This window comes from Bacillus sp. FSL M8-0350 (assembly GCF_038593345.1).
GTDB lineage: Bacteria > Bacillota > Bacilli > Bacillales > Bacillaceae > Bacillus > Bacillus safensis.
On sequence record NZ_CP151985.1, the window covers coordinates 1,615,351 to 1,637,403 of the forward strand.

General features: G+C 39.6%; 15 protein-coding genes. All 15 read left to right on the forward strand.

The features are described from left to right. The first annotated feature begins 4 nt into the window (after window positions 1–4). The 15 genes from rseP to NSS80_RS08330 all read left to right on the forward strand — a co-directional run bounded on the left by rseP (window position 5) and on the right by NSS80_RS08330 (window position 22,040). The gene (gene rseP / locus NSS80_RS08260) at window positions 5–1,270 is read left to right on the forward strand and encodes an RIP metalloprotease RseP (protein ID WP_101677204.1); all 1,266 of its coding nucleotides are present in this window, start codon (window positions 5–7) and stop codon (window positions 1,268–1,270) included. Window positions 1,271–1,350: 80 nt separating this feature from the next. Next, the gene (locus NSS80_RS08265) at window positions 1,351–3,048 is read left to right on the forward strand and encodes a proline--tRNA ligase (protein ID WP_317222043.1); all 1,698 of its coding nucleotides are present in this window, start codon (window positions 1,351–1,353) and stop codon (window positions 3,046–3,048) included. A gap of 133 nt (window positions 3,049–3,181) precedes the next feature. Further along, window positions 3,182–7,435: a PolC-type DNA polymerase III gene (locus NSS80_RS08270; protein ID WP_317222556.1), complete on the forward strand. Its 4,254-nt coding sequence runs from the start codon at window positions 3,182–3,184 to the stop codon at window positions 7,433–7,435. Window positions 7,436–7,860: 425 nt separating this feature from the next. After that, the gene (locus NSS80_RS08275; RefSeq protein ID WP_317222042.1) at window positions 7,861–9,711 is read left to right on the forward strand and encodes a glycoside hydrolase family 9 protein; all 1,851 of its coding nucleotides are present in this window, start codon (window positions 7,861–7,863) and stop codon (window positions 9,709–9,711) included. 33 nt (window positions 9,712–9,744) lie between these two features. Beyond that, window positions 9,745–11,850, forward strand: coding sequence for a glycoside hydrolase family 48 protein (locus NSS80_RS08280; RefSeq protein ID WP_034281817.1), 2,106 nt, complete (start codon window positions 9,745–9,747; stop codon window positions 11,848–11,850). 80 nt (window positions 11,851–11,930) lie between these two features. Continuing rightward, on the forward strand, window positions 11,931–13,160 hold the full coding sequence (locus NSS80_RS08285) for an endo-1,4-beta-xylanase (RefSeq protein ID WP_252050430.1): 1,230 nt from the start codon (window positions 11,931–11,933) through the stop codon (window positions 13,158–13,160). 24 nt (window positions 13,161–13,184) lie between these two features. Then, window positions 13,185–14,318 (forward strand): cellulase family glycosylhydrolase, encoded by a 1,134-nt coding sequence (locus tag NSS80_RS08290; RefSeq protein WP_317222041.1) that lies wholly within the window; start codon window positions 13,185–13,187, stop codon window positions 14,316–14,318. Between the two features lie 298 nt (window positions 14,319–14,616). After that, window positions 14,617–15,210, forward strand: coding sequence for a hypothetical protein (locus tag NSS80_RS08295; RefSeq protein ID WP_034281824.1), 594 nt, complete (start codon window positions 14,617–14,619; stop codon window positions 15,208–15,210). Further along, window positions 15,203–15,496 (forward strand): transcriptional regulator, encoded by a 294-nt coding sequence (locus NSS80_RS08300; protein ID WP_098676882.1) that lies wholly within the window; start codon window positions 15,203–15,205, stop codon window positions 15,494–15,496. Before NSS80_RS08295 ends, NSS80_RS08300 begins: the two co-directional genes overlap by 8 nt. A 21-nt stretch (window positions 15,497–15,517) precedes the next feature. Then, window positions 15,518–16,411, forward strand: a complete 894-nt coding sequence (locus tag NSS80_RS08305) for an ABC transporter ATP-binding protein (protein WP_034281828.1) — start codon at window positions 15,518–15,520, stop codon at window positions 16,409–16,411. Between the two features lie 229 nt (window positions 16,412–16,640). After that, window positions 16,641–17,411 carry an ABC transporter permease gene (locus NSS80_RS08310; protein ID WP_227001718.1) on the forward strand — a complete coding sequence of 257 codons (771 nt, stop codon included), beginning with the start codon at window positions 16,641–16,643 and terminating at the stop codon, window positions 17,409–17,411. Between the two features lie 78 nt (window positions 17,412–17,489). Next, on the forward strand, window positions 17,490–18,209 hold the full coding sequence (locus tag NSS80_RS08315) for a pentapeptide repeat-containing protein (protein ID WP_342498455.1): 720 nt from the start codon (window positions 17,490–17,492) through the stop codon (window positions 18,207–18,209). A 779-nt stretch (window positions 18,210–18,988) separates the two neighbouring features. Continuing rightward, entirely contained in the window at window positions 18,989–19,696 is a 708-nt protein-coding gene (locus NSS80_RS08320) for a protein involved in maturation (RefSeq protein ID WP_046310966.1), read from the forward strand. Window positions 19,697–19,710: 14 nt separating this feature from the next. Continuing rightward, complete coding sequence (locus NSS80_RS08325; protein WP_034281831.1) at window positions 19,711–20,691, forward strand: TOMM precursor leader peptide-binding protein; 981 nt, start codon at window positions 19,711–19,713, stop codon at window positions 20,689–20,691. 2 nt (window positions 20,692–20,693) lie between these two features. Then, entirely contained in the window at window positions 20,694–22,040 is a 1,347-nt protein-coding gene (locus NSS80_RS08330) for a YcaO-like family protein (RefSeq protein WP_317222039.1), read from the forward strand. Window positions 22,041–22,053 lie beyond the last annotated feature (13 nt).

Genomic DNA, 22,053 nt, shown 5'->3' on the forward strand with positions numbered 1-22,053 from the left:
TGGTATGTTCGTGAATACAGTGATTGCGTTTATTATTATTTTTGGAACGCTCGTTTTTTTCCACGAGCTTGGCCATTTAATTATGGCGCAGCGCGCGGGGATTTTATGCCGCGAGTTCGCAATTGGTTTTGGGCCGAAGATTTTCTCCTTTAAACGAAAAGAAACCGTTTATACCATTAGACTTCTCCCTATTGGCGGATTTGTTAAAATGGCTGGAGAGGACCCTGAAGTTATCGAAATTAAACCAGGTCATACAGTGGGGCTCTTATTCAATGAGCAAAATGAAGTAGAAAAGATCATTTTAAATGATAAAGAAAAATATCCTGATGCACTTGTCATCGAAGTTGAGCAGATTGATTTAGATCATGCTATGAGAATCTCGGGATATGAAGCTGGAAATGAAGATATTCTGACTGGCTACAATGTCAGTCAAACAAGCTTCTATATTGCAGATGGTGAAGAAATTCAAATCGCACCATACAATCGTCAATTCGGTTCAAAAACGGTTTGGCAGCGAATTAAAGCTATCGCAGCTGGACCGATTATGAACTTTATTCTAGCGTATGTGATTTTGGTTGCTTTAGGTTTTATTCAAGGGGTAACCGTTGATGATCCTGTACTCGGTAAGCTGACGAAAGACGGCCGGGCGGCTGAGGCTGGACTCATGCAGGGAGATCACATCGTGTCCATTAACGGCGAGAAAATGAATTCTTGGACAGATGTCGTTCAAACAGTTCAAAAGAACCCTGAGAAAAAAATGAATGTCGTCATTGACCGAGACGGCAAGGAAAGCACTGTGCAGGTTGTACCAGAAGCTGTGAAAGCAGATGGGAAAAGCATTGGCCGTTTCGGATCATATCCGCCAACGGAAAATGGATTTTTGAAAGTTATTTCATCCTCTGGAACAACTGTCGTTTCAACGGCAGGTCTGATCTTAACGAACTTGCAAAAAATTGTCACAGGACAATTTTCACTAGACATGTTAGCAGGTCCTGTTGGAATTTATGACATGACAGGAGAAGTAGCCAAACAAGGTGTGTTAACATTAATGCAGTTTGCGGCGTTCCTCAGTATCAACCTAGGCATCGTGAATTTGTTACCGATTCCTGCATTAGACGGAGGACGTTTACTATTCTTATTTGTTGAAGCCATTCGCGGTAAACCAATTAATCGTGAGAAGGAAGCACTTGTTGTCTTTATCGGTGTTGCTTTCCTCATGCTGTTAATGTTAGTGGTAACGTGGAATGACATTCAGCGGTTATTTTTATAAAAACCATTCTCTCTTGTTTCTCATTCCGGGAAACAAGAGTTTTTGTGAGAAGTCCTATTTCATAAATGAGGTGTAACGACATGAGACAATCCCTGACTTTTATTCCAACTCTTCGAGAGGTGCCGGCAGATGCTGAGGCAAAAAGTCATCAACTCTTAGTAAGAGCTGGGTTTATTAGACAAAATACAAGTGGAATCTATCATTATCTGCCGCTTGCGCATAAAGTCATTCAGCATATTCAAGCGATCGTCCGCAAGGAAATGGAAAAAGCAGGCGCAGCTGAGCTGCTAATGCCAGTGCTGCAGCAGGCAGAAATGTGGCAAGAGTCAGGAAGATGGTATACATACGGTCCAGAACTGATGCGTATGAAGGATCGCCACGGACGCGAATTTGCGCTTGGCCCAACCCACGAAGAAGTGATCACATCATTAGTACGCAGCGAAGTGAAATCGTATAAGAAGCTACCTTTAACACTATATCAGATTCAATCAAAATTCCGTGATGAACAGAGACCACGCTTTGGACTGCTGCGCGGACGTGAATTTATCATGAAGGATGCATACTCATTCCATTCTTCACCAGAAAGCCTTGATGAGACATACAACAAAATGTTTACGGCTTACTCTAATGTGTTCTCAAAAGTGGGTCTCAATTTTAGACCAGTCATTGCAGATTCAGGGGCAATGGGTGGAAAAGATACGCATGAGTTCATGGCGCTCTCAGAAGTCGGAGAGGATACCATCGCTTATTCTGATACTTCCTCATATGCCGCGAATATCGAAATGGCTGAGGCTGTATATCACGGAAAGGAAGCAAATCCTGCGGACTTCAAAGAGCTTGAAAAAGTCCATACGCCGCAAATGAAAACCATTCAAGATGTGGCTGGCTTTTTAGAAGTTGACCCTTCTGCTTGCATTAAATCTGTTTTGTTTAAAGCAGATGATGCGTATGTTCTGATCCTAACTAGAGGCGATCATGAAGTAAATGATGTGAAAGTGAAAAACTTGGTAGGAGCACAGCTTGTCGAGCTTGCTTCACGCGAAGAAGTGCTAGAAGTCATTGGAACTGAGCCTGGATTTGTTGGACCTGTTAAACTGGAAGCAGAAGTCGATATTTATGCGGACCTTGCTGTGAAGGGAATGACAAATGCTGTCGCTGGTGCAAACGAAGCGGATTATCATTATGTCAATGTCAATCCTGCACGTGACGTGTCAGTAAAAGAATTCACAGATCTTCGCTTGATTCAAGAAGGAGATGTTTCTCCAGATGGGGAAGGCACAATCCAATTTGCAAAAGGGATTGAAGTAGGACAAGTCTTTAAACTGGGCACTCGTTATTCTGAGTCGATGGATGCAACGTACCTCGATGAGAATGGTCGTGCGCAGCCAATGATTATGGGCTGCTATGGCATCGGCATCTCTAGAACGCTGTCAGCGATTGTTGAACAGCATCACGATGAGAAAGGAATCATTTGGCCGGAAACAGTGGCACCATATGACCTTCACCTCCTTGCATTAAATATGAAAAACGATGCGCAGAAAGAACTGGCTGAAACGTTGTACGAGCGCTTAGAAGATGAAGGCTTTGACGTACTTTTCGATGACCGCCAGGAGCGTGCAGGAGTAAAATTTGCAGACAGTGATTTAATTGGACTGCCAATTCGTATTAGCTGCGGAAAACGTTCAGAAGAAGGTATAGTAGAAGTGAAGTTTAGAAAATCAGGTGAATCACATGAAGTATCTGTTGATGATCTGATTTCATTTATACGCCAAGCATAAAGCGAACAAAAAAATGAAGGTACCTCCTGTAGAAAAGAGGTACCTTTCTGATTGACAAAAGGAGGGTCCTGTCTTGGATGAACAATTACCGATCACACGGCGGCAATTTCATATATTACTCAATCAGATTCAAATGACAGATGATGACCTCAGTCGTTACTTTGAAGAAGGAGAAATCGTCAAATTGACGGTGCATAAGGCGACGAAAACATGGCATTTCCTTTTTAAATTTAAAGCGCTTTTGCCTTACAAAGTATACGCCATGTTTCTCAGCAGGCTGACAAATGCATTTTCACATATTGCACAAATCACTTGTACGATTGAAGTGAGTGATCCGCACATATCTGAAGAACTCGTGCAATCGTACTGGTCACATTGTGTGGAAGAACTTCAAGGAATTTCTCCCCCAATCATCAGCTTGCTTCAGCAGCAAAAACCATCGCTGTCTGGACATAAAATCATCATTAAAACAAAAAGCGAAACAGAGGCACTCGCTATTAAGAAGAAGTACAGCCCGATGCTCCAGGCCGCATTTAAACAAGTGGGCTTTCCAGAGCTGCAATTCGATACAGAAATTTTTGTATCAGATCAAGAGATTCAGAAGTTCAGAGAACAAAAGCTTGCTGAAGATCAAGAAAGAGCCATGCAAGCCCTCACTGAGATGGAGAAGAAAGAAAGTGAGGAGCAGAATGAAGCTCCGTCAGGCCCTCTGATGATTGGCTATCAAATCAAAGACAATGAAGAAATTCGTACGCTTGATAGTATTATGGACGAGGAAAGAAGAATTACCGTTCAAGGCTACGTATTCGATGCAGAAACGCGTGAGCTGAAAAGCGGGAGAACGCTTTGTATCTTTAAGATCACAGATTATACAAACAGTATTTTGATCAAAATGTTTGCAAGAGAAAAAGAAGATGCTCAGCTGATGAAATCATTGAAAAAAGGCATGTGGGTGAAAGCAAGAGGAAGCATTCAAAATGATACGTTTGTCAGAGATCTTGTCATGATCGCCAATGATGTCAATGAAATGAAACCGCAGCTGAAAGAAGATACAGCACCTGAGGGTGAAAAGCGTGTGGAGCTTCATTTACATTCCCCTATGAGCCAAATGGATGCTGTCACTGGCATTGGCAGACTTGTTGAACAAGCAAAAAAATGGGGACATGAAGCAATTGCTCTGACAGATCATGCCGTTGTACAATCCTTCCCAGATGCGTATGCAGCAAGTAAAAAGCATGGCATCAAAATGATGTACGGTGTGGAAATCAACTTAGTAGACGACGGGGTACCGATTGCATATAACCCAGAGCACCGCTTGTTAGAGGATGCGACGTATGTCGTATTCGACGTCGAGACCACTGGACTTTCAGCTGTTTATGACACGATCATTGAGCTTGCAGCAGTGAAAATAAAAGGCGGGGAAATCATTGACCGCTTTGAGGCATTTGCAAATCCCCATCACCCGTTATCAGCGACCACCATCGAATTAACAGGTATCACCGATGATATGGTGAGAGATGCACCAGATGTCGTCGACGTCGTACGGGATTTCAAAGAATGGATTGGACAAGATATCCTTGTTGCGCACAATGCGAGCTTTGATATGGGCTTTTTAAATGCAGCGTATAAACGCCTGTTAAAAACAGATAAAGCGTCAAACCCTGTCATTGATACACTTGAACTTGGCCGGTTCCTTTACCCTGAATTTAAAAATCACCGGCTGAACACCCTTTGTAAAAAGTTCGATATTGAACTGACGCAGCATCACCGGGCGATTTATGATGCAGAGGCGACAGGCTATCTCATGCTGAAGATGCTAAAAGATGCGGCTGAAAAAGAGATTGCCTATCACGATCAATTGAATGAAAACATGGGGCAGTCGAATGCTTACCAGCGCTCACGTCCTTACCATGCGACTTTGATTGCTCAAAATGAGACAGGTCTTAAGAATTTATTTAAGCTTGTTTCACTTTCTCATATTCATTATTTCTACCGGGTCCCGCGTATTCCGCGCTCTCAGCTTGAGAAATATCGAGAAGGTTTAATTGTTGGGTCTGCTTGTGATAAGGGTGAGGTATTTGAAGGAATGATGCAAAAGTCCCCTGATGAGGTGGAAGACATTGCAGCATTTTATGACTATTTAGAAGTACATCCGCCAGAAGTGTATCAGCACCTGCTGCAGCTTGAGCTTGTTCGAGATGAACGTGCGTTAAAAGAAATCATCACAAACATTGTCAAGCTTGGCGAAAAGCTGAATCAACCAGTTGTGGCGACTGGAAATGTACATTACCTGCATCCAGAGGACAAAATTTATCGTAAAATCTTAATTTCATCACAGGGTGGAGCGAATCCGCTGAACCGCCATGAACTGCCAAAAGTTCATTTTAGAACGACAGATGAAATGCTCGAAGCCTTCTCCTTCCTAGGAGACGAAAAAGCGAAAGAGATCGTCGTAACAAATACGCAAAAAGTATCTGAGATGGTCGAAAGCATTAAACCTATTAAAGATGATCTTTACACACCAAAAATTGAAGGTGCAGATGAAGAAATACGGGAAATGAGCTATCAAATGGCGCGCAGCATCTACGGAGATGATTTGCCGAAAATCGTAGAAGATCGCATTGAGAAAGAATTAAAAAGTATTATCGGTCATGGATTCGCCGTTATTTACTTAATCTCTCATAAGCTCGTAAAAAAATCACTTGATGATGGATATCTCGTTGGTTCAAGGGGATCTGTCGGCTCATCTCTTGTTGCGACATTAACAGAGATTACTGAAGTGAATCCACTTGCACCTCATTATGTATGCCCAAGCTGTAAGCACTCTGAGTTCTTTAATGACGGATCTGTTGGTTCAGGCTTTGACCTTCCTGATAAGGACTGTCCAGAATGTGGAACGCCGTATAAAAAAGATGGACATGATATTCCGTTTGAAACGTTCTTAGGTTTTAAAGGAGACAAAGTCCCTGATATTGATTTGAACTTCTCAGGTGAATATCAGCCGATCGCACATAACTATACGAAAGAGTTGTTCGGTGAAGATTATGTATACCGAGCAGGTACGATTGGTACCGTTGCAGAAAAAACAGCATATGGTTACGTAAAAGGCTATGCAGGGGATCATAACCTTCATATGAGAGGCGCTGAAATCGACCGGCTTGTACAAGGCTGTACAGGAGTAAAACGGACAACAGGCCAGCATCCAGGCGGGATTATCGTAGTGCCTGATTATATGGACATTTACGATTTCTCACCTATTCAATACCCAGCAGATGCGACAGGTTCCGATTGGAAGACGACACATTTTGATTTCCATTCGATCCATGATAACTTGTTGAAGCTTGATATTCTTGGGCACGATGATCCAACGGTCATTCGTATGCTTCAAGATTTAAGCGGAATTGATCCAAAAACGATTCCAACAGATGACCCTGAAGTCATGAAGATTTTTCAAGGGACAGAGCCACTAGGTGTCACAGAAGAGCAAATTGGCTGTAAAACAGGCACACTCGGTATCCCGGAATTTGGGACAAGATTTGTTCGGCAAATGCTAGAGGATACAAAACCAACGACTTTCTCAGAGCTTGTTCAGATTTCTGGACTATCACACGGTACGGATGTTTGGCTCGGAAATGCGCAAGAGCTCATTCACAATAAAACGTGTGAACTAAGTGAAGTAATTGGGTGCCGTGATGATATTATGGTCTATCTCATCTATCAAGGCTTAGAGCCGTCACTTGCCTTTAAAATCATGGAATCTGTTCGTAAAGGAAAAGGACTTCCTCCTGAATGGGAAGAAGAAATGAAGAATAATAATGTACCAAACTGGTATATTGATTCTTGTAAAAAAATCAAATACATGTTCCCTAAAGCCCACGCGGCTGCTTATGTGTTAATGGCTGTTCGTATTGCTTATTTCAAGGTGCATCATGCACTCCTGTACTATGCGGCTTACTTTACCGTTCGTGCGGATGACTTTGATATTGAAACGATGACAAAAGGATCGAATGCGATTCGAGCCGTAATGGACGATATTAATTCAAAAGGTTTAGATGCATCACCGAAAGAAAAGAACCTATTAACTGTACTAGAGCTTGCCCTTGAAATGTGTGAAAGAGGCTACCACTTCAAAAAAGTTGACCTTTACCGCTCAAGTGCAACAGAGTTTATCATTGATGGAGACGGATTAATACCGCCATTCAACTCCATCCCCGGCCTCGGTACAAACGTTGCGTTAAATATTGTCCGCGCGCGGCAAGATGGGGAATTCCTCTCAAAAGAAGATTTACAAAAACGCGGAAAAGTGTCGAAGACCATTCTTGAATATTTAGATCGTCAAGGCTGTTTAGAAGCACTTCCTGATCAAAACCAGCTTTCTTTATTTTAATGTGATAAATAAGAGCGCCCTAAAAGGGCGTTCTTTTCTCTATATACAATAATTTTATTATGTTAACTAATAAAGATTTTTTATCAATTGGAATTATTTTCTTATTCCTTCATATATCTTGATTTAGCGTGATGTTTTAAGAGAAGAGATTGTATGTCATTCTTTCTACCCAAATAGAGCTCAAAAGAGAATTTCGCCGTCTGAAATGTTCTCAAGCGACATATGATCATTCTGGGTACAGTCAGAAGGAGAATCAAGAGAAAACCTTCGATGAGCGTAAAGCTGATTGCTGTTTACTATGCTTATTTTTGAAACATATTTGATTCTTTTCAAAACTGTACAGATCACGAAACGAAGGATAGAAAGGAGGCGGTTGCGTCTATTGATCAATGTTTCACTAAAAAGAAGGGGTGAGCGATAGAGAAATGGCATCTTACAACTATGTAGAGGTTTTACAAAAATCCATGCTGTTTTATGAAGCGCAGCGGTCAGGCCGGCTTCCGGAAAGCAATCGTCTTAACTGGCGGGGAGATTCTGGACTAGAGGACGGGAAGGATGTTGGGCATGACTTAACTGGCGGCTGGTATGATGCAGGAGATCATGTGAAATTTGGACTTCCGATGGCTTACTCAGCAGCCGTGCTTGCATGGACAGTATATGAATACCGAGAAGCTTATGAAAAAGCAGAATTGCTTGATGAGATCTTAGATCAAATCAAGTGGGCAACAGATTATTTTTTGAAAGCACATACAGGACCGAATGAATTTTGGGCGCAAGTGGGTGATGGAAACGCCGATCATGCTTGGTGGGGGCCAGCAGAAGTGATGCCGATGAACCGGCCAGCTTTTAAAATTGATGAACATTGTCCTGGCACAGAAGTAGCTGCACAAACTGCGGCGGCTTTAGCAGCAGGTTCTATCATTTTTAAAGAAACAGATGCGTCCTATGCAGCAAAGCTTTTAACACACGCCAAACAGCTATATGCATTTGCTGACAGGTATCGCGGCAAATATACAGATTGTGTCACCAATGCCCAGCCATTTTACAACTCCTGGAGCGGCTATGTTGACGAACTTATTTGGGGTGGAATCTGGCTGTACTTGGCGACAAATGAAGAAACCTATTTAAACAAAGCATTAAAAGCGGTAGAGGAATGGCCGAAGGATTGGGATTATACGTTTACCATGTCATGGGACAATACTTTTTTTGCTTCACAAATCTTACTAGCAAGAATTACGAAAGAAAACAGATTTATAGAATCAACAGAGCGCAATCTTGATTACTGGACCACAGGTCTTGTTCAAAATGGAAAAGTAGAAAGAATCACCTATACGCCTGGCGGCTTGGCATGGCTGGATCAATGGGGTTCACTTCGTTATGCCGCCAATGCAGCATTTTTAGCCTTTGTCTATGCTGATTGGGTATCTGATCAAGAAAAGAAAAATCGATACCAATCGTTTGCGATTAAGCAAACCCACTATATGTTAGGTGATAATCCACTGAATAGAAGCTACGTCGTTGGGTTTGGCCAAAATCCGCCGAAGCACCCGCACCACCGTACTGCACATGGCTCATGGTCTAACCAGCTGACAAATCCTCCATCTCACCGGCACACTCTTTATGGAGCGCTTGTAGGGGGTCCTAATGCACAGGATCAATATGATGATGACATCTCTGATTATATATCTAACGAGGTGGCGACCGATTATAATGCCGCCTTTACTGGAAATATCGCCAAAATGGTGCAGCTGTTTGGTGAAGGGCAATCAAAGCTGCCAAATTTCCCGCCTAAAGAACAAGTGGAGGATGAGTTTTTTGTAGAGGCAGCTGTGATGCATAACGATACAACATCTACTCAAGTGAAAGCAGTGCTGTACAACAGGTCCGGCTGGCCGGCAAGAAGCAGTCAAACACTATCTTTTAGATATTACGTCAATCTGAGCGAAGTTTTTGCAAAGGGATTCACTGAAAAGGATATTCAAGTGACAGCAGCCTACAATGAAGGCGCTTCCTTATCGCCTTTAAAAGTATATGACGCATCAAGCCGCGTCTATTTTGCAGAAATCGATTTTACGGGCGTAGCCATTTCTCCTACAGGAGAATCTGAGCATAAGAAGGAAATACAATTTCGATTATCTGCTCCAAATGGATCGAATATATGGGATGCCTCAAATGATTATTCCTATCAAGGATTAACATCCAATATGCAAAAAACAACAAAGATTCCCGTCTTTGACGATGGTGTTTTAGTATTTGGCACACTTCCAGACAAATAAAAAAACAATGATTTTATTGAAAGGGTGAAGGACTTGTCAAACAAAGAACGGTTTTTAACGCTTTATCATCAAATCAAAAGCGATGCGAATGGATATTTTTCACCAGAAGGAATTCCGTATCATTCAATCGAGACGCTCATTTGTGAAGCACCTGATTACGGACATATGACAACTTCAGAAGCGTATAGCTATTGGCTGTGGCTTGAGGTGCTGTACGGACATTACACAGGGGACTGGAGCAAATTAGAGGCAGCTTGGGACAATATGGAGAAGTACATCATCCCAGTCAATGAAGATGGACATGATGAGCAGCCGCATATGAACGCTTATAATCCGTCCAGCCCAGCCACATACGCAGCAGAGAAACCATTTCCGGATCAATACCCAAGCCAGCTGACCGGTGCTCGTCCTGCTGGTCAAGATCCAATTGATAGTGAATTGAAATCAACCTATGGGACGAATGAAACGTATTTAATGCACTGGCTCCTTGACGTAGATAACTGGTATGGCTATGGCAACTTGCTCAACCCATCACATACAGCTGCCTATGTGAACACATTCCAGCGTGGTCCGCAAGAATCTGTATGGGAGTCCATCCCTCATCCATCACAGGATGATAAATCTTTTGGTAAGCCGAATGAAGGCTTTATGAGCTTGTTCACAAAAGAAAATCAAGCTCCAGCTGCCCAGTGGCGCTATACGAATGCAACGGATGCTGATGCGCGTGCGATACAAGCGATGTATTGGGCAAAGGAGCTCGGCTATAATCAGTCAACTTATCTTGATAAAGCGAAAAAAATGGGGGATTTCCTCCGTTACGGCATGTACGATAAATATTTTCAAACGATTGGAAGCGGGAAGCAGGGGAATCCGTATCCTGGAAACGGAAAGGGCGCCTGTCATTACTTAATGGCGTGGTATACCTCTTGGGGCGGAGGACTTGGGGAGTATGCAAACTGGTCATGGCGTATCGGAGCGAGCCATTGTCATCAGGGATATCAAAATCCTGTCGCCGCTTATGCTTTATCCTCTGATAAAGGAGGCTTAAAGCCATCTTCGTCAACAGGGGCAAGCGATTGGGAAAAAACCTTAAAGAGACAGCTTGAATTTTACGTATGGCTTCAATCGAAAGAAGGAGCCATAGCAGGAGGCGCAACCAATAGCTGGAATGGGGACTATAGCGCTTATCCAGCAGGAAGAAGTACTTTTTATGATATGGCATATGAAGATGCACCTGTTTACCTTGACCCGCCTTCAAATAACTGGTTTGGAATGCAGGCGTGGCCAATGGAGCGCGTAGCAGAGCTTTATTATATTTTTGTAAAAGATGGCGACAAAACATCTGAAAATGTCCAAATGGCCAAATCTGTCATAACAAAATGGGTCAGCTATGCCTTAGATTACATTTTTATCGGCAGCCGTCCTGTGTCGGATGAAGAGGGTTATTTCTTAGATGAGCAAGGACAGAGAATTCTAGGGGGAACGAATGTTTCGGTTGCTACAACAAGTGCGCCTGGAGAGTTTTGGCTTCCTGGAAATATTGCTTGGAGCGGACAGCCTGATACTTGGAATGGGTTCCAGTCTGCAACAGGAAATCCAAATTTAACAGCTGTAACTAAAGATCCGACTCAGGATACGGGCGTATTAGGAAGTCTAGCCAAAGCTTTGATATTCTTTGCTGCAGCCACAAAGCAGGAAACAGGTGATTATACAGCGCTTGGTGCAAGAGCGAAAGATGCAGCCGCGCAGCTCCTAGAGGTTGCATGGAATTACAATGATGGCGTCGGCATAGTGACAGAGGAAGATAGAGAAGACTATGACCGTTTCTTTAGAAAAGAAGTGTATTTCCCAAATGGATGGAATGGGACATTTGGTCAAGGAAATCAGATTCCTGGAGCCAGCACCATTCCTTCTGACCCGCAGCGAGGAGGGAATGGGGTCTATACGAGTTTTGCTGATCTTCGTCCGAAGATTAAACAAGATCCAGCATGGTCTTCACTCGAAAGTAAATATCAGTCTTCATTTAATGAAGCTACAGGCAAATGGGAGAATGGCGCACCAGTTTTCACTTATCACCGCTTCTGGTCTCAAGTGGATATGGCCACTGCCTATGCTGAATACCATCGTCTGATCAACTAAGAGGTTAAAATCAAGCTGCCGGCTTCTAGCCGGCAGTTTGATTAGTAATATCAATCCAATGAAGATAAGGGTGATTTCACATGGTCAAAGAAAGAAGCTTTCTTCATCATTCATTCAATAGAGGCGAAAATGGGCAGGAAAATCTGATGTGGAAAAAAGAGGCGGATGATCGAATCTCAGAGCATAGACAAAGAGATCTTGTGATCAACGTGACAAACGGCGAAAAAAAGCCAATAGCAGGTATAGAGGTTGAAATAAAGCAAATCAGACATGAATTCGCCTTTGGTTCAGCGATGAATGATCAAGTGTTATTTAATCAACAATATGCTGATTTTTTCGTAAAGCATTTTAATTGGGCTGTTTTTGAAAATGAAGCAAAATGGTATGCGAATGAGCCAGAAAGAGGGAAAATCACCTACGAAAAAGCAGATGCGATGCTGAATTTTGCAGATCGACATCAGCTTCCAGTGAGGGGGCACGCTTTATTTTGGGAGGTAGAGGATGCGAATCCAAGCTGGCTAAGGTCACTGCCGAATCACGAAGTATATGAAGCCATGAAAAACCGGCTTGAGCATGCGGGCAATCACTTTAAGGGAAGGTTCCGTCATTGGGATGTAAACAATGAAATGATGCATGGTTCATTTTTTAAAGATCGCTTTGGGAAAACTATTTGGAAGTGGATGTATGAAGAAACGAAAAAAATTGACTCTCAAGCACTATTGTTTGTGAATGATTATAATGTGATCTCTTATGGTGAACACCATGCCTATAAAGCGCATATCAATGAACTGCGTCAGTTAGGCGCACCTATTGAGGCGATTGGGGTTCAAGGCCATTTTGAAGAACGGGTCGATCCAGTCATTGTCAAAGAGAGGCTCGATGTGCTGGCTGAGCTTGGTCTTCCAATATGGGTCACAGAGTACGATTCTGTTCACCCTGACCCTAATAGAAGAGCGGATAACCTGGAGGCTTTATATCGCGTCGCATTTAGTCATCCAGCCGTAAAAGGAGTGCTGATGTGGGGATTTTGGGCAGGTGCCCATTGGAGAGGTGAACATGCAGCCATCGTGAATTATGATTGGTCTTTAAATGAAGCAGGCCGACGTTATGAAAAGCTTCTAAATGAGTGGACGACCCAAAGAGTTGAAAAAACAGATGCTAATGGCCATGTGAAATGTCCAGCATTTCACGGAACATATGAAATTCGAATCGGTAAAGAAAGTAAAATGTTGAAACAGCAGACGATTGCACTTGATTCAAATGAACAAACACCGTATCAACTAGATGTGATCCTGCCTCAAGAAGGATAGAGATAGATTGTGAGGAGAATGTAAATGAAAAAGTTGGCTCAAAGAGTGTCTTGCTTCATACTTGTAGCCGCTATATGGTCTGGCTGGTTTTCGCTTACGATGAAGGCCGCCGCTTATGTGCAGACGTCTGGTACACAATTTACGCTGAACAATCAACCATTTTACTTCGCCGGCACAAATAATTACTATTTCCATTACAAATCTAAAAAAATGGTAGATGCTGTGTTCGATGATATGAAAGCAATGAATTTAAAGGTCATACGAATTTGGGGCTTTCACGACGGGGCCCCTCAAGAGAACTCAGTCTTACAATCTAGTCCAGGCGTCTATGAAGAATCTGGTTTTCAAAAACTAGATTATGCGATTTATAAAGCAGGACAGGAAGGAATAAAGCTTGTGATCCCACTAGTGAACAATTGGGATGACTTTGGTGGGATGAATCAATATGTGAAGTGGTTCGGGGCAGAATCGCATGATGCTTTTTATACAGATCCTCGTATTCAAAAAGCATACAAAAATTATGTGCGTTATGTATTAGAAAGAACCAATACGTATACAGGTGTTCAATATAAAGACGATCCAGCTATTATGACTTGGGAATTAGCCAACGAGCCGCGGATGCAGTCAGATCCCACGGGAAATGTACTTGTCAAATGGGCATATGAAATGAGTACATGGATCAAATCGCTGGATCGTCACCATCTTGTTGCAGTAGGAGATGAAGGATTCTTTCGCATACCAGGACATGAAGATTGGTTTTACGGTGGAGGAGAAGGCGTCGATTGGGACCGTTTAACATCTCTTCCTAATATCGATTATGGAACCTATCATCTGTACCCAGATCACTGGAGCAAGTCTGCTGCCTGGGGAGTGAAATGGATCGAAGACCATATCACCCGCGGGAATTCAATCGGAAAGCCAGTTGTGCTAGAAGAGTTTGGCTATCAAAATCAATCAGCTCGTCCTGACGTATACCAAAGCTGGCTGTCAGCAGTTGAGCGGCTCGGAGGGGCTGGCAGTCAATTTTGGATTTTAACAAGCATTCAGGACGATGATTCGCTCTATCCGGATTATGACGGTTTCCGCATCATAAAAGGGAGCAGGGAGGCAGCACTTATCAGTGAACATGCGAAAAGAATGAATGAAAAGAACCGATGACGAATGCCTGCTGAATAAGGAACTGTTTATATAGCTCACTCCAATTAGTAATTCTTACTTTTCAGACAGAATATTTATCACTTTTTCTATATTTAAATTTCTTGAAATATGAAGCGGTTATGAGACCAAGTTCCAGAAACGATCAAGAAGCAGAAGGTATTTATGAGATTTCGTTGAAAGGAAGGGGGTGGTTATATTTATTTTAATTCATAAAAAGGTATTTCCAATAACTTGACTAAATGGAAATTTAATTCTATACTCTGTAGTACAGAGTTCTTTGTGGAAGAGGAGTTTATTTATGTCTAATGAAAAATTTAATAATTCAGAAATATTAGAGAATTTATCTCATATCAAGACGATTACAAACTATAAAACAGAGTATTGTAAACAAACCAGTATTTATTTTATCATTTGGGGCCTTATTTGGATAATGGGATATTCAATACCTTTACTTTTTGCTCATTCTATAACTGCAGCTGTCTTTTGGCTTATTTTAGGCATTGCTGGCTGGGTTATCACTTTAACTACTTATTTTAAACAAAAGAAAATGATACCGATGCCCTTGTTTTTAAGAACTCAATTGCAATACACATGGCTTGGTATTGGAATCATTTTAGGTATCTTTATTTTTTTAATATGTGTTGGTTTATTACCATATACATTAAATAATTTACCCTTCTATGTTGTTTTATTGGTTTCCATCATGTATTTACTCTTAGGTATTGTTCTGGCTAAAGAGATCTTTATTATGGGGTTCTGGCTAAGTGTTTTAGGTGTAACTACATTTTTATTATTTCCTAGTTTAATGAACATTATCTTCGCTTTTATAGGTGGAGGAAGTTTGTTATTAACTGGTGTGATTTTAAAAAGAAAAGGACAAGGAAATGAGTAATGTCAATAGTTTAAATGATTTAATCCATCCAAAAGTTCGGTTAGGGATTATGAGTTTATTAATGATTTATGAAAAATGTGATTTTAGCTTCTTAAAAAGTTCTTTATCTGTAACAGATGGTAATTTGGGCTCGCATTTAAAAAAATTAGAGGAAGCAGGCTATGTGCTAATTACAAAGACCTTTGTGGATAAAAAACCAAAAACAATCGTTAGTATAACAGATTTGGGAGAGCAAGCCTACAAAGAATATTTGAGTGTTATTGAAGCCATTTTAAAAAATAAATGAGATGAAAGGAAAGGGTGCCGAATGTTGCAAATAGAAAACGTCAGTAAAAAATATGGAACTTCCCAAGCGTTAAGAAGTGTTACATTAACGATTCCAGAAGGAGTTTGTTATGGATTAATAGGTCCAAATGGGTCTGGTAAATCAACCTTGATGAAAATTATCTCTCACATCATTAAATCATATGAAGGCAAAGTTGAGCATGTTGGTGAATCTAAAAGTGCGCTCGGCTACATACCGCAAGACATCAGCTTAGAGGAAAAATTAACAGCTAAAGTAAATATGGAGTTTTTTGGACAAATTTATGGTTTAAAAGGGAAAACATTAGATGAAAGAGTAGAAAAAACACTAAAAGATGTAGGATTGTGGGAAAGAGCAAATGATATCGTTGAAAGCTTTTCAGGAGGAATGAAACGCCGTTTGAATATTGGCTGCGCTTTAATGCATGCTCCTAAGTTAATTCTTTTAGATGAACCGACAGTGGGGGTAGATCCTCAATCAAGACGTTATATTTTCGACATCATTAACAAATTGAAGGAAGAGGGAAGAACTATTATCTATGTTAGTCATTATATGGAGGAAATAGAGAGTTTATGTGATTATGTGGCTTTCATTGATAAAGGGAACATTGTTGAAGAAGGCAAAATAGATGAGCTTTTGAATCGTTACGCAGAAACATCAGTCTTTTTTGAATCTAAGATTCCTAATAAAACATTAACTAATCTCGGGTATGATTTTGTAACTTATCAAGGTGGAGTGTTAGTTAAAACTACAAAACCATTAGATACTTTAGAAGATTTGGCTAAACTGAGTAAGAAGGAATCATTGGTTCCCCAACAATTATCTTTGTACAGACCGAGACTTGAAGATGTCTTTTTTCAATTAACAGGAACAGATTTACGTGATCAATTACAATAAAAATGCCCTTTATGAATGAAAACCACTCTCGTATTTCAATTTCTTATAAGAGTGACTGATGTAGAAAGAGCATCAAAATCTAACGAACAGAATTAATTTGTGTGTACCGTAGATTTAAAATCATAAGTAATTAGTCAACATTATTTGACTAATTCTAGTTCGCCACATCCGCAAATGGTAAAATAAATAAAAAATGTAATTATTTAAGAGTTGTATAGAAGGGAATCAAATGAATATAACGGGAGTGATTTTTATGTGGCCACTAGTCCGCATCGAATCTATAAAACAGGTGAAAGATCGATCATTGTTGTTCTGGACCATTTTATTACCAGTTGCTTCAATTATTCTTTTAATAGAATTATTTACATCAGGTAGTTCTCAAGCACAAAAAACATTGGTTGCTTCTCAATCAGTGACAGGGATGAGCGTGTTTTTCTCCACATTTGTCATTATTTCAATTGTCATTAGTTTTGTAAAAGATCGTGAGAAAGGAATTGTGGCAAGGCTGGCAAGTACTCCTTTACAGCCGCATCATTTTTTTCTTGGAAAGTGCGTTCCGTTTTTTATTATTATCTTATTTCAAGTTTTGTTGTTAACCATTTTAGGGGTTTATTTATATGGTATTGAAATAACACAATACAGCTCGTATTTCTTAGTAGTTGTCCTATTATCAATGCAAGTGACTTCATGGGGAGTTGCCATCGCTGCATTTGCTAAAACTGAGAATACAGGCTTAGTGATGACAAACATGATTGCTTTAGGGACAGCAGTTGCTTGTGGTTTATGGACTCCATTTGATCAATTACCTAGTTATCTCAAAATAATTGGTATGCTCTTCCCGCAGTATTGGGCACATCAAGGCTTAGTGCAATCAGTATCAACACTACCAGGAGGAGAGAATTTGATCTTAGTAACAGCAGTCCTTATAGGCTATACACTGTTAGGGTTTATTCTTTCGTTGGTTGGCTATAAAAAATATATAAAGAGAGCCAGAGGCTAGTCACTAAAAATTTCAGCTAAATGTTATGCGCCGCCAAATCAATGCATGTATGCTGTCTGTAAAAAAAGGAGTGAGGCAATGTTAAGTGAAGAGTTAGAACTGTATGTTGAAAGTTGTTTTCGCCCATATAAAAAAGACAAAACATATGAAGAAAAGAAAAAAGAATTATTAGAGCTGCTTGGAAATGTTAAATTAAAACTCGAAAATGATGGATTAAAAGATGCAGAGGTTCAGGATATGCTTATTGAAAAGCTGAAATCAGGCGAAATAAGCATTGATAATCATACATTAGTAATTGATGATCATAACCGCGTAGAGCACGTGAAAAAAATATTTGTTAATGCTGATTTAGAATGGTTAACATTTATAAATGTTAAATATAAGTTGTGCGATTTTAAGGGACTATCGATTGTACAAAAAGTAATGAGTCATTCAGATTTTAATGGGTGTTATCTGAGAAAAGTTAATATTAGCCATTCTAAAATTTCCTCAACTACCTTTGAAAAGAGTGATTTGACTCAATCTCATTTTGAACATTGTGAGATAACGAATTCATCCTTATATGGCTGTCATTTACCCAACATTAGTATTGATGAATCATCTTTAATCAATGTTTTATTTGAAAATTGTTATTTTAAAAACATTTCTTTTGAGAATTCTAAATTAATCAATGTTAATTTTAAATCATGTACGATTAAAAAATTAAACTTTATTGGAGCGACAATGGATAAAATGACTTATCATATTTTAGAAGGAGAAGGGGCAGATTTAAGCGGTGTGGAAGTAATCGATATTTAATACAGCAGGGGCTATTGAGAAAAATCTCAATAGCCTTTTATTTTTGTTTTATTCACTATCTCTTGCTGCCCCATTAACATGATATGAAAGTTTAATGCAAGGTTTTCGTTAAGCAAAATAAATGTGGAGAACTTCTATTTTTAAATAAAAGATGCCCACCCACCCAGCTAAGTCTTCTTTGCTAGGTGGGCGAGCGATCTTTTCAATGATATGTCGAAAAACTAAAGTTGATTAGAAAGTTGAAGAACTTGAGATGATTGTTGTGCAAGTGCAGCGCGCAGCCATTGGTTCGAATAAATGTTGACCTTCCCCATGTACCTTAGCGGCCAAAGCAGTTGGGATTGTAATTTTAGTCATCTTTAGACCTCCTTATTTAAAATTTATCAACATAGATATGTAGTTGATATATTACATATGATGGTTCATAAGTCTTTATTTGTCAATGATTAAGTGTGAAAGTTTTATATTTTCTGAAAAGTTCGTTGATAACCCTGAAAAAGTGTGGTTTAATATGACTATGGAAAATAATACTATATTTAAAATTTTGTGTATTTAAAGGGTTTATATGGTCTTAATGTTGTTTTTTTGATTGAAGGGCGGCGTTATTTTGGATCAAATATTTTGGGTATTTAGATATTAAGTTAATTAAATGTATGAAAAAAGTTGAGGTTACTATGTTATGAAGAACTCGAATAGAAGATTACTTTTTCTATTATAAGTTGATTCACTTAGATTTTAACCATTTTATCCCAATGTGATCGGGAAAGAGGGGGCTCTTTATGAGTATTCATTATGTCGGTATTAGAGAACCAATCAAAGCCTATTTAGAGAAGATGAAAGTTGAGTATGAAGACTATCCTGCTCAAATAATCGATTTGGGCGGGGCTGTTAGTTATGACAAAGAATACTTTATAAATAATACTGATTTTCAAACGGAAACGATTATTTTATCTAATAGAAGGCATACTGTTGAGGATGAACTAGGTTCTCTTGAAAGTGAATTATTGAAAATCTATCAGAATAGCATACTTTATAGGACTTCACCGCTTGATATCAATATAGAACTTTATAGAGGATGGGCAGGTGCTACTGGTAAATTAATAACTGCATTTTCTCCCGAGGGAGTTAATTGGATCAATACAAAAGATGTTGTAAAGGCATGTTTAATCCCTAAAAAAGATGTTAGGAATCGTGCTGGAAAGGCATATGATTTAACAGGACCAGAGTTAGTAAGTATGAGTAGGCTGAAGGATATTTTTGAAGAGGATTTAAATATGAAAATTGAATTATATTGTAAAAGTAAAGAAGAGGTCATATCAATATTGTCCCAGAACAATATGCCTTTAGACGTATTAGAATGGTTAGTCGGTTTTCAAGAAGCTTCTTCTTCAAAACAATTACAGCCATTTACGAACACGCTTGAACAAATAATTGGTCACCCCCCAACTCGGGCCCAATTATCTAAAATACAAATTAATTATTCTTAAAGGAGGAATAATATATGTTTGTCAAAGACCAAGAAATGACGAGGTATAAATTAGCACCACACATTACGCTAGGTAAACTAGAAGACAGTTTGATTGGTTTAAAAGCGCAAACTGTCACCAAAATTGAAGGTGACGGAATTATTGAATTTATTCAAGAAATTTCTAATTATCTCACGGAAGATAATGGGGTTTCGATTAAAGAACTAGAGGAGAATTTCGAAGTAGAGAGTGATCAATTAAAACATGTCCTCGAATTTTTAGTTACAAACGGAATGTGTGTTAAGACGGATATGAACTTTGATTTGACGGCGCTTTTGTCTTATGAAAGAGCCGGTGGACAAGTATTGGTTGAAGATATACTAGATCGTTTAAAAACAGGAATTGTTGAAGTTATTACGCGAGATCATAATCCAGTTGCTGCTGAATTTATTCGTCATTTGCAAGAGGCAGGGCTACATGTAGTGCTTAAAGGAGAATTAAATAAGCAGCCGGATATCAGGGTTGCTATTGGCAACTCTCATTTAGACCCGATTTTTGAAGAAATAAATGATCTAGCATTAGAAGACCACATACCTTGGTTGAGCATTGTGCCATATGATGGACAGACATCTTGGGTAGGTCCATTTTTCATACCACATCAATCAGCTTGTTTACATTGCTATAACCTTCGAAAGTCAGCAAACTTTTCTGACGAAGTATTGCGTTCAGACTTAATGAAAATAAAGCCTATAAATCCTGAAAAGAAACCGGTTTATCATATGCCGATTCATTTAGTTCAAATCGGAATTGCAAGTAATTTAATTTTAGAATGGCTCACACTAAAAGATTACGCACCAAGTGCAATACCAGGTGGATTTACAACAATTAATTTAGATGATAAAGGTGTCTCATTTAATCATCATCGTGTCTATAGAGTACCTAGATGCCCGAAGTGTTCCCCAGCTGCAGATACAGGTTTTCCTCAAGTTTGGTTTCATGGTGAGGTGAATAATTAATTATGGCTAATAAATGGACAACGTTAGAAGAGTCATGGGAAATACTCGACCAATTGGCAGATCCTTATGTTGGGATAGTCCGTAGAGAGTATAGAAAACTCAGAGACGTTGATGATATATGGGGTCATTCATATGGAGCGCATGGTACAGACAGCAATATTTTATTTGGGGTACCGTCTAATTCTTATAATGGGGGAGGATCTGCTAATCCAGCTGCAGCCAGATTAGCAGCTATAGGTGAAACGGTGGAAAGATATAGTGCCGCTTATTTACCTTTAAACTCTGATGTTGTATGTTTTGGTACTCAAAAGGACTTAATCAATGAAGGCAAATCAGTAATTGGCTTTGATAAGTGGGAGATGTATGCTGTCACTCAATATGAAGACCCGAATTTTCCTCATGATAGATGGAATGAAGATACAAAATTATGGTGGAGAAAAGGTCATATTGCTGAAAATAATGAAGAAGTTTGGACGCCTGCTCAATTAATTCATATTGCAAACTATACTGAGTGGCCAGGAGACCCCAATATTGGTCATGCAACTAGTAATGGACTAGCTTGTGGTATTACATATCAAGAAGCGGCAATCTCAGGTTTATTTGAAACAATTGAAAGAGATGCATTTATGCTTACTTGGTACAATAAGTTAAGTTTACCGCAGATCGATATTAATACCTCACCTAGATTAAAACACTTCTATGAAAGATATATTAAACCTACTTCTCTTGATTTGCATTTAGTAGACATGAGCATTTTTTCTGGTGTTCCTACTATTTTGGCAGTGATAAGAAATCCTCATACAGATTTAGCTCCATTTGCTATTGGCGCGGCCTCTGCTCATTCAATTGAAAGAGCATGTGAGAAAGCTGCGATAGAGGGAATGTATACAAGAACTTGGGTAAAAACAGAACAACGATTAGGGAACGCCTTAGTGGATGTATATTATCATCGAGATATTAACAGTTTTGAAGATCATATTAAACTCTATGCGGGAACAGCTATTGTGAAAGAAGCTGATTTTTTAACAGCAAGTGAGAAATTAGTGGACGTTAAAGACTATGCACCGTTTGATGATCGTTCTCCAGACATTCTATGGACTAACCTTGTCAGTCATTTATCAAAACAAGGATATCATGTGGCAACTTTTGATTTAACCAGCCCTGATATAAAAGATGCTGGTGCCTATGTCGTAAAATCAATTATTCCTGGATATAAACCGATTGACGTTCTTTATAGAGGTAGAATGTTGGGCGGAGAACGAATTTTAAAACATTCTTATCATTTAGGTTTAGTAGATAAACCTTTTAAGTTAGAAGAACTGAATCCAATTCCGCATCCATTTCCTTAATATCGTAGAAAGG

Coding starts and splice junctions, on each gene's coding strand:
- NSS80_RS08295 (WP_034281824.1), top strand. CDS start 14,617: ATGTCTAATGAAAAATTTAATAATTCAGAAATATTAGAGAATTTATCT.
- NSS80_RS08300 (WP_098676882.1), top strand. CDS start 15,203: ATGAGTAATGTCAATAGTTTAAATGATTTAATCCATCCAAAAGTTCGG.
- NSS80_RS08330 (WP_317222039.1), top strand. CDS start 20,694: ATGGCTAATAAATGGACAACGTTAGAAGAGTCATGGGAAATACTCGAC.
- NSS80_RS08285 (WP_252050430.1), top strand. CDS start 11,931: ATGGTCAAAGAAAGAAGCTTTCTTCATCATTCATTCAATAGAGGCGAA.
- rseP (WP_101677204.1), top strand. CDS start 5: ATGTTCGTGAATACAGTGATTGCGTTTATTATTATTTTTGGAACGCTC.
- NSS80_RS08315 (WP_342498455.1), top strand. CDS start 17,490: ATGTTAAGTGAAGAGTTAGAACTGTATGTTGAAAGTTGTTTTCGCCCA.
- NSS80_RS08310 (WP_227001718.1), top strand. CDS start 16,641: ATGAATATAACGGGAGTGATTTTTATGTGGCCACTAGTCCGCATCGAA.
- NSS80_RS08325 (WP_034281831.1), top strand. CDS start 19,711: ATGTTTGTCAAAGACCAAGAAATGACGAGGTATAAATTAGCACCACAC.
- NSS80_RS08270 (WP_317222556.1), top strand. CDS start 3,182: ATGACAGATGATGACCTCAGTCGTTACTTTGAAGAAGGAGAAATCGTC.
- NSS80_RS08320 (WP_046310966.1), top strand. CDS start 18,989: ATGAGTATTCATTATGTCGGTATTAGAGAACCAATCAAAGCCTATTTA.
- NSS80_RS08305 (WP_034281828.1), top strand. CDS start 15,518: ATGTTGCAAATAGAAAACGTCAGTAAAAAATATGGAACTTCCCAAGCG.
- NSS80_RS08290 (WP_317222041.1), top strand. CDS start 13,185: ATGAAAAAGTTGGCTCAAAGAGTGTCTTGCTTCATACTTGTAGCCGCT.
- NSS80_RS08275 (WP_317222042.1), top strand. CDS start 7,861: ATGGCATCTTACAACTATGTAGAGGTTTTACAAAAATCCATGCTGTTT.
- NSS80_RS08265 (WP_317222043.1), top strand. CDS start 1,351: ATGAGACAATCCCTGACTTTTATTCCAACTCTTCGAGAGGTGCCGGCA.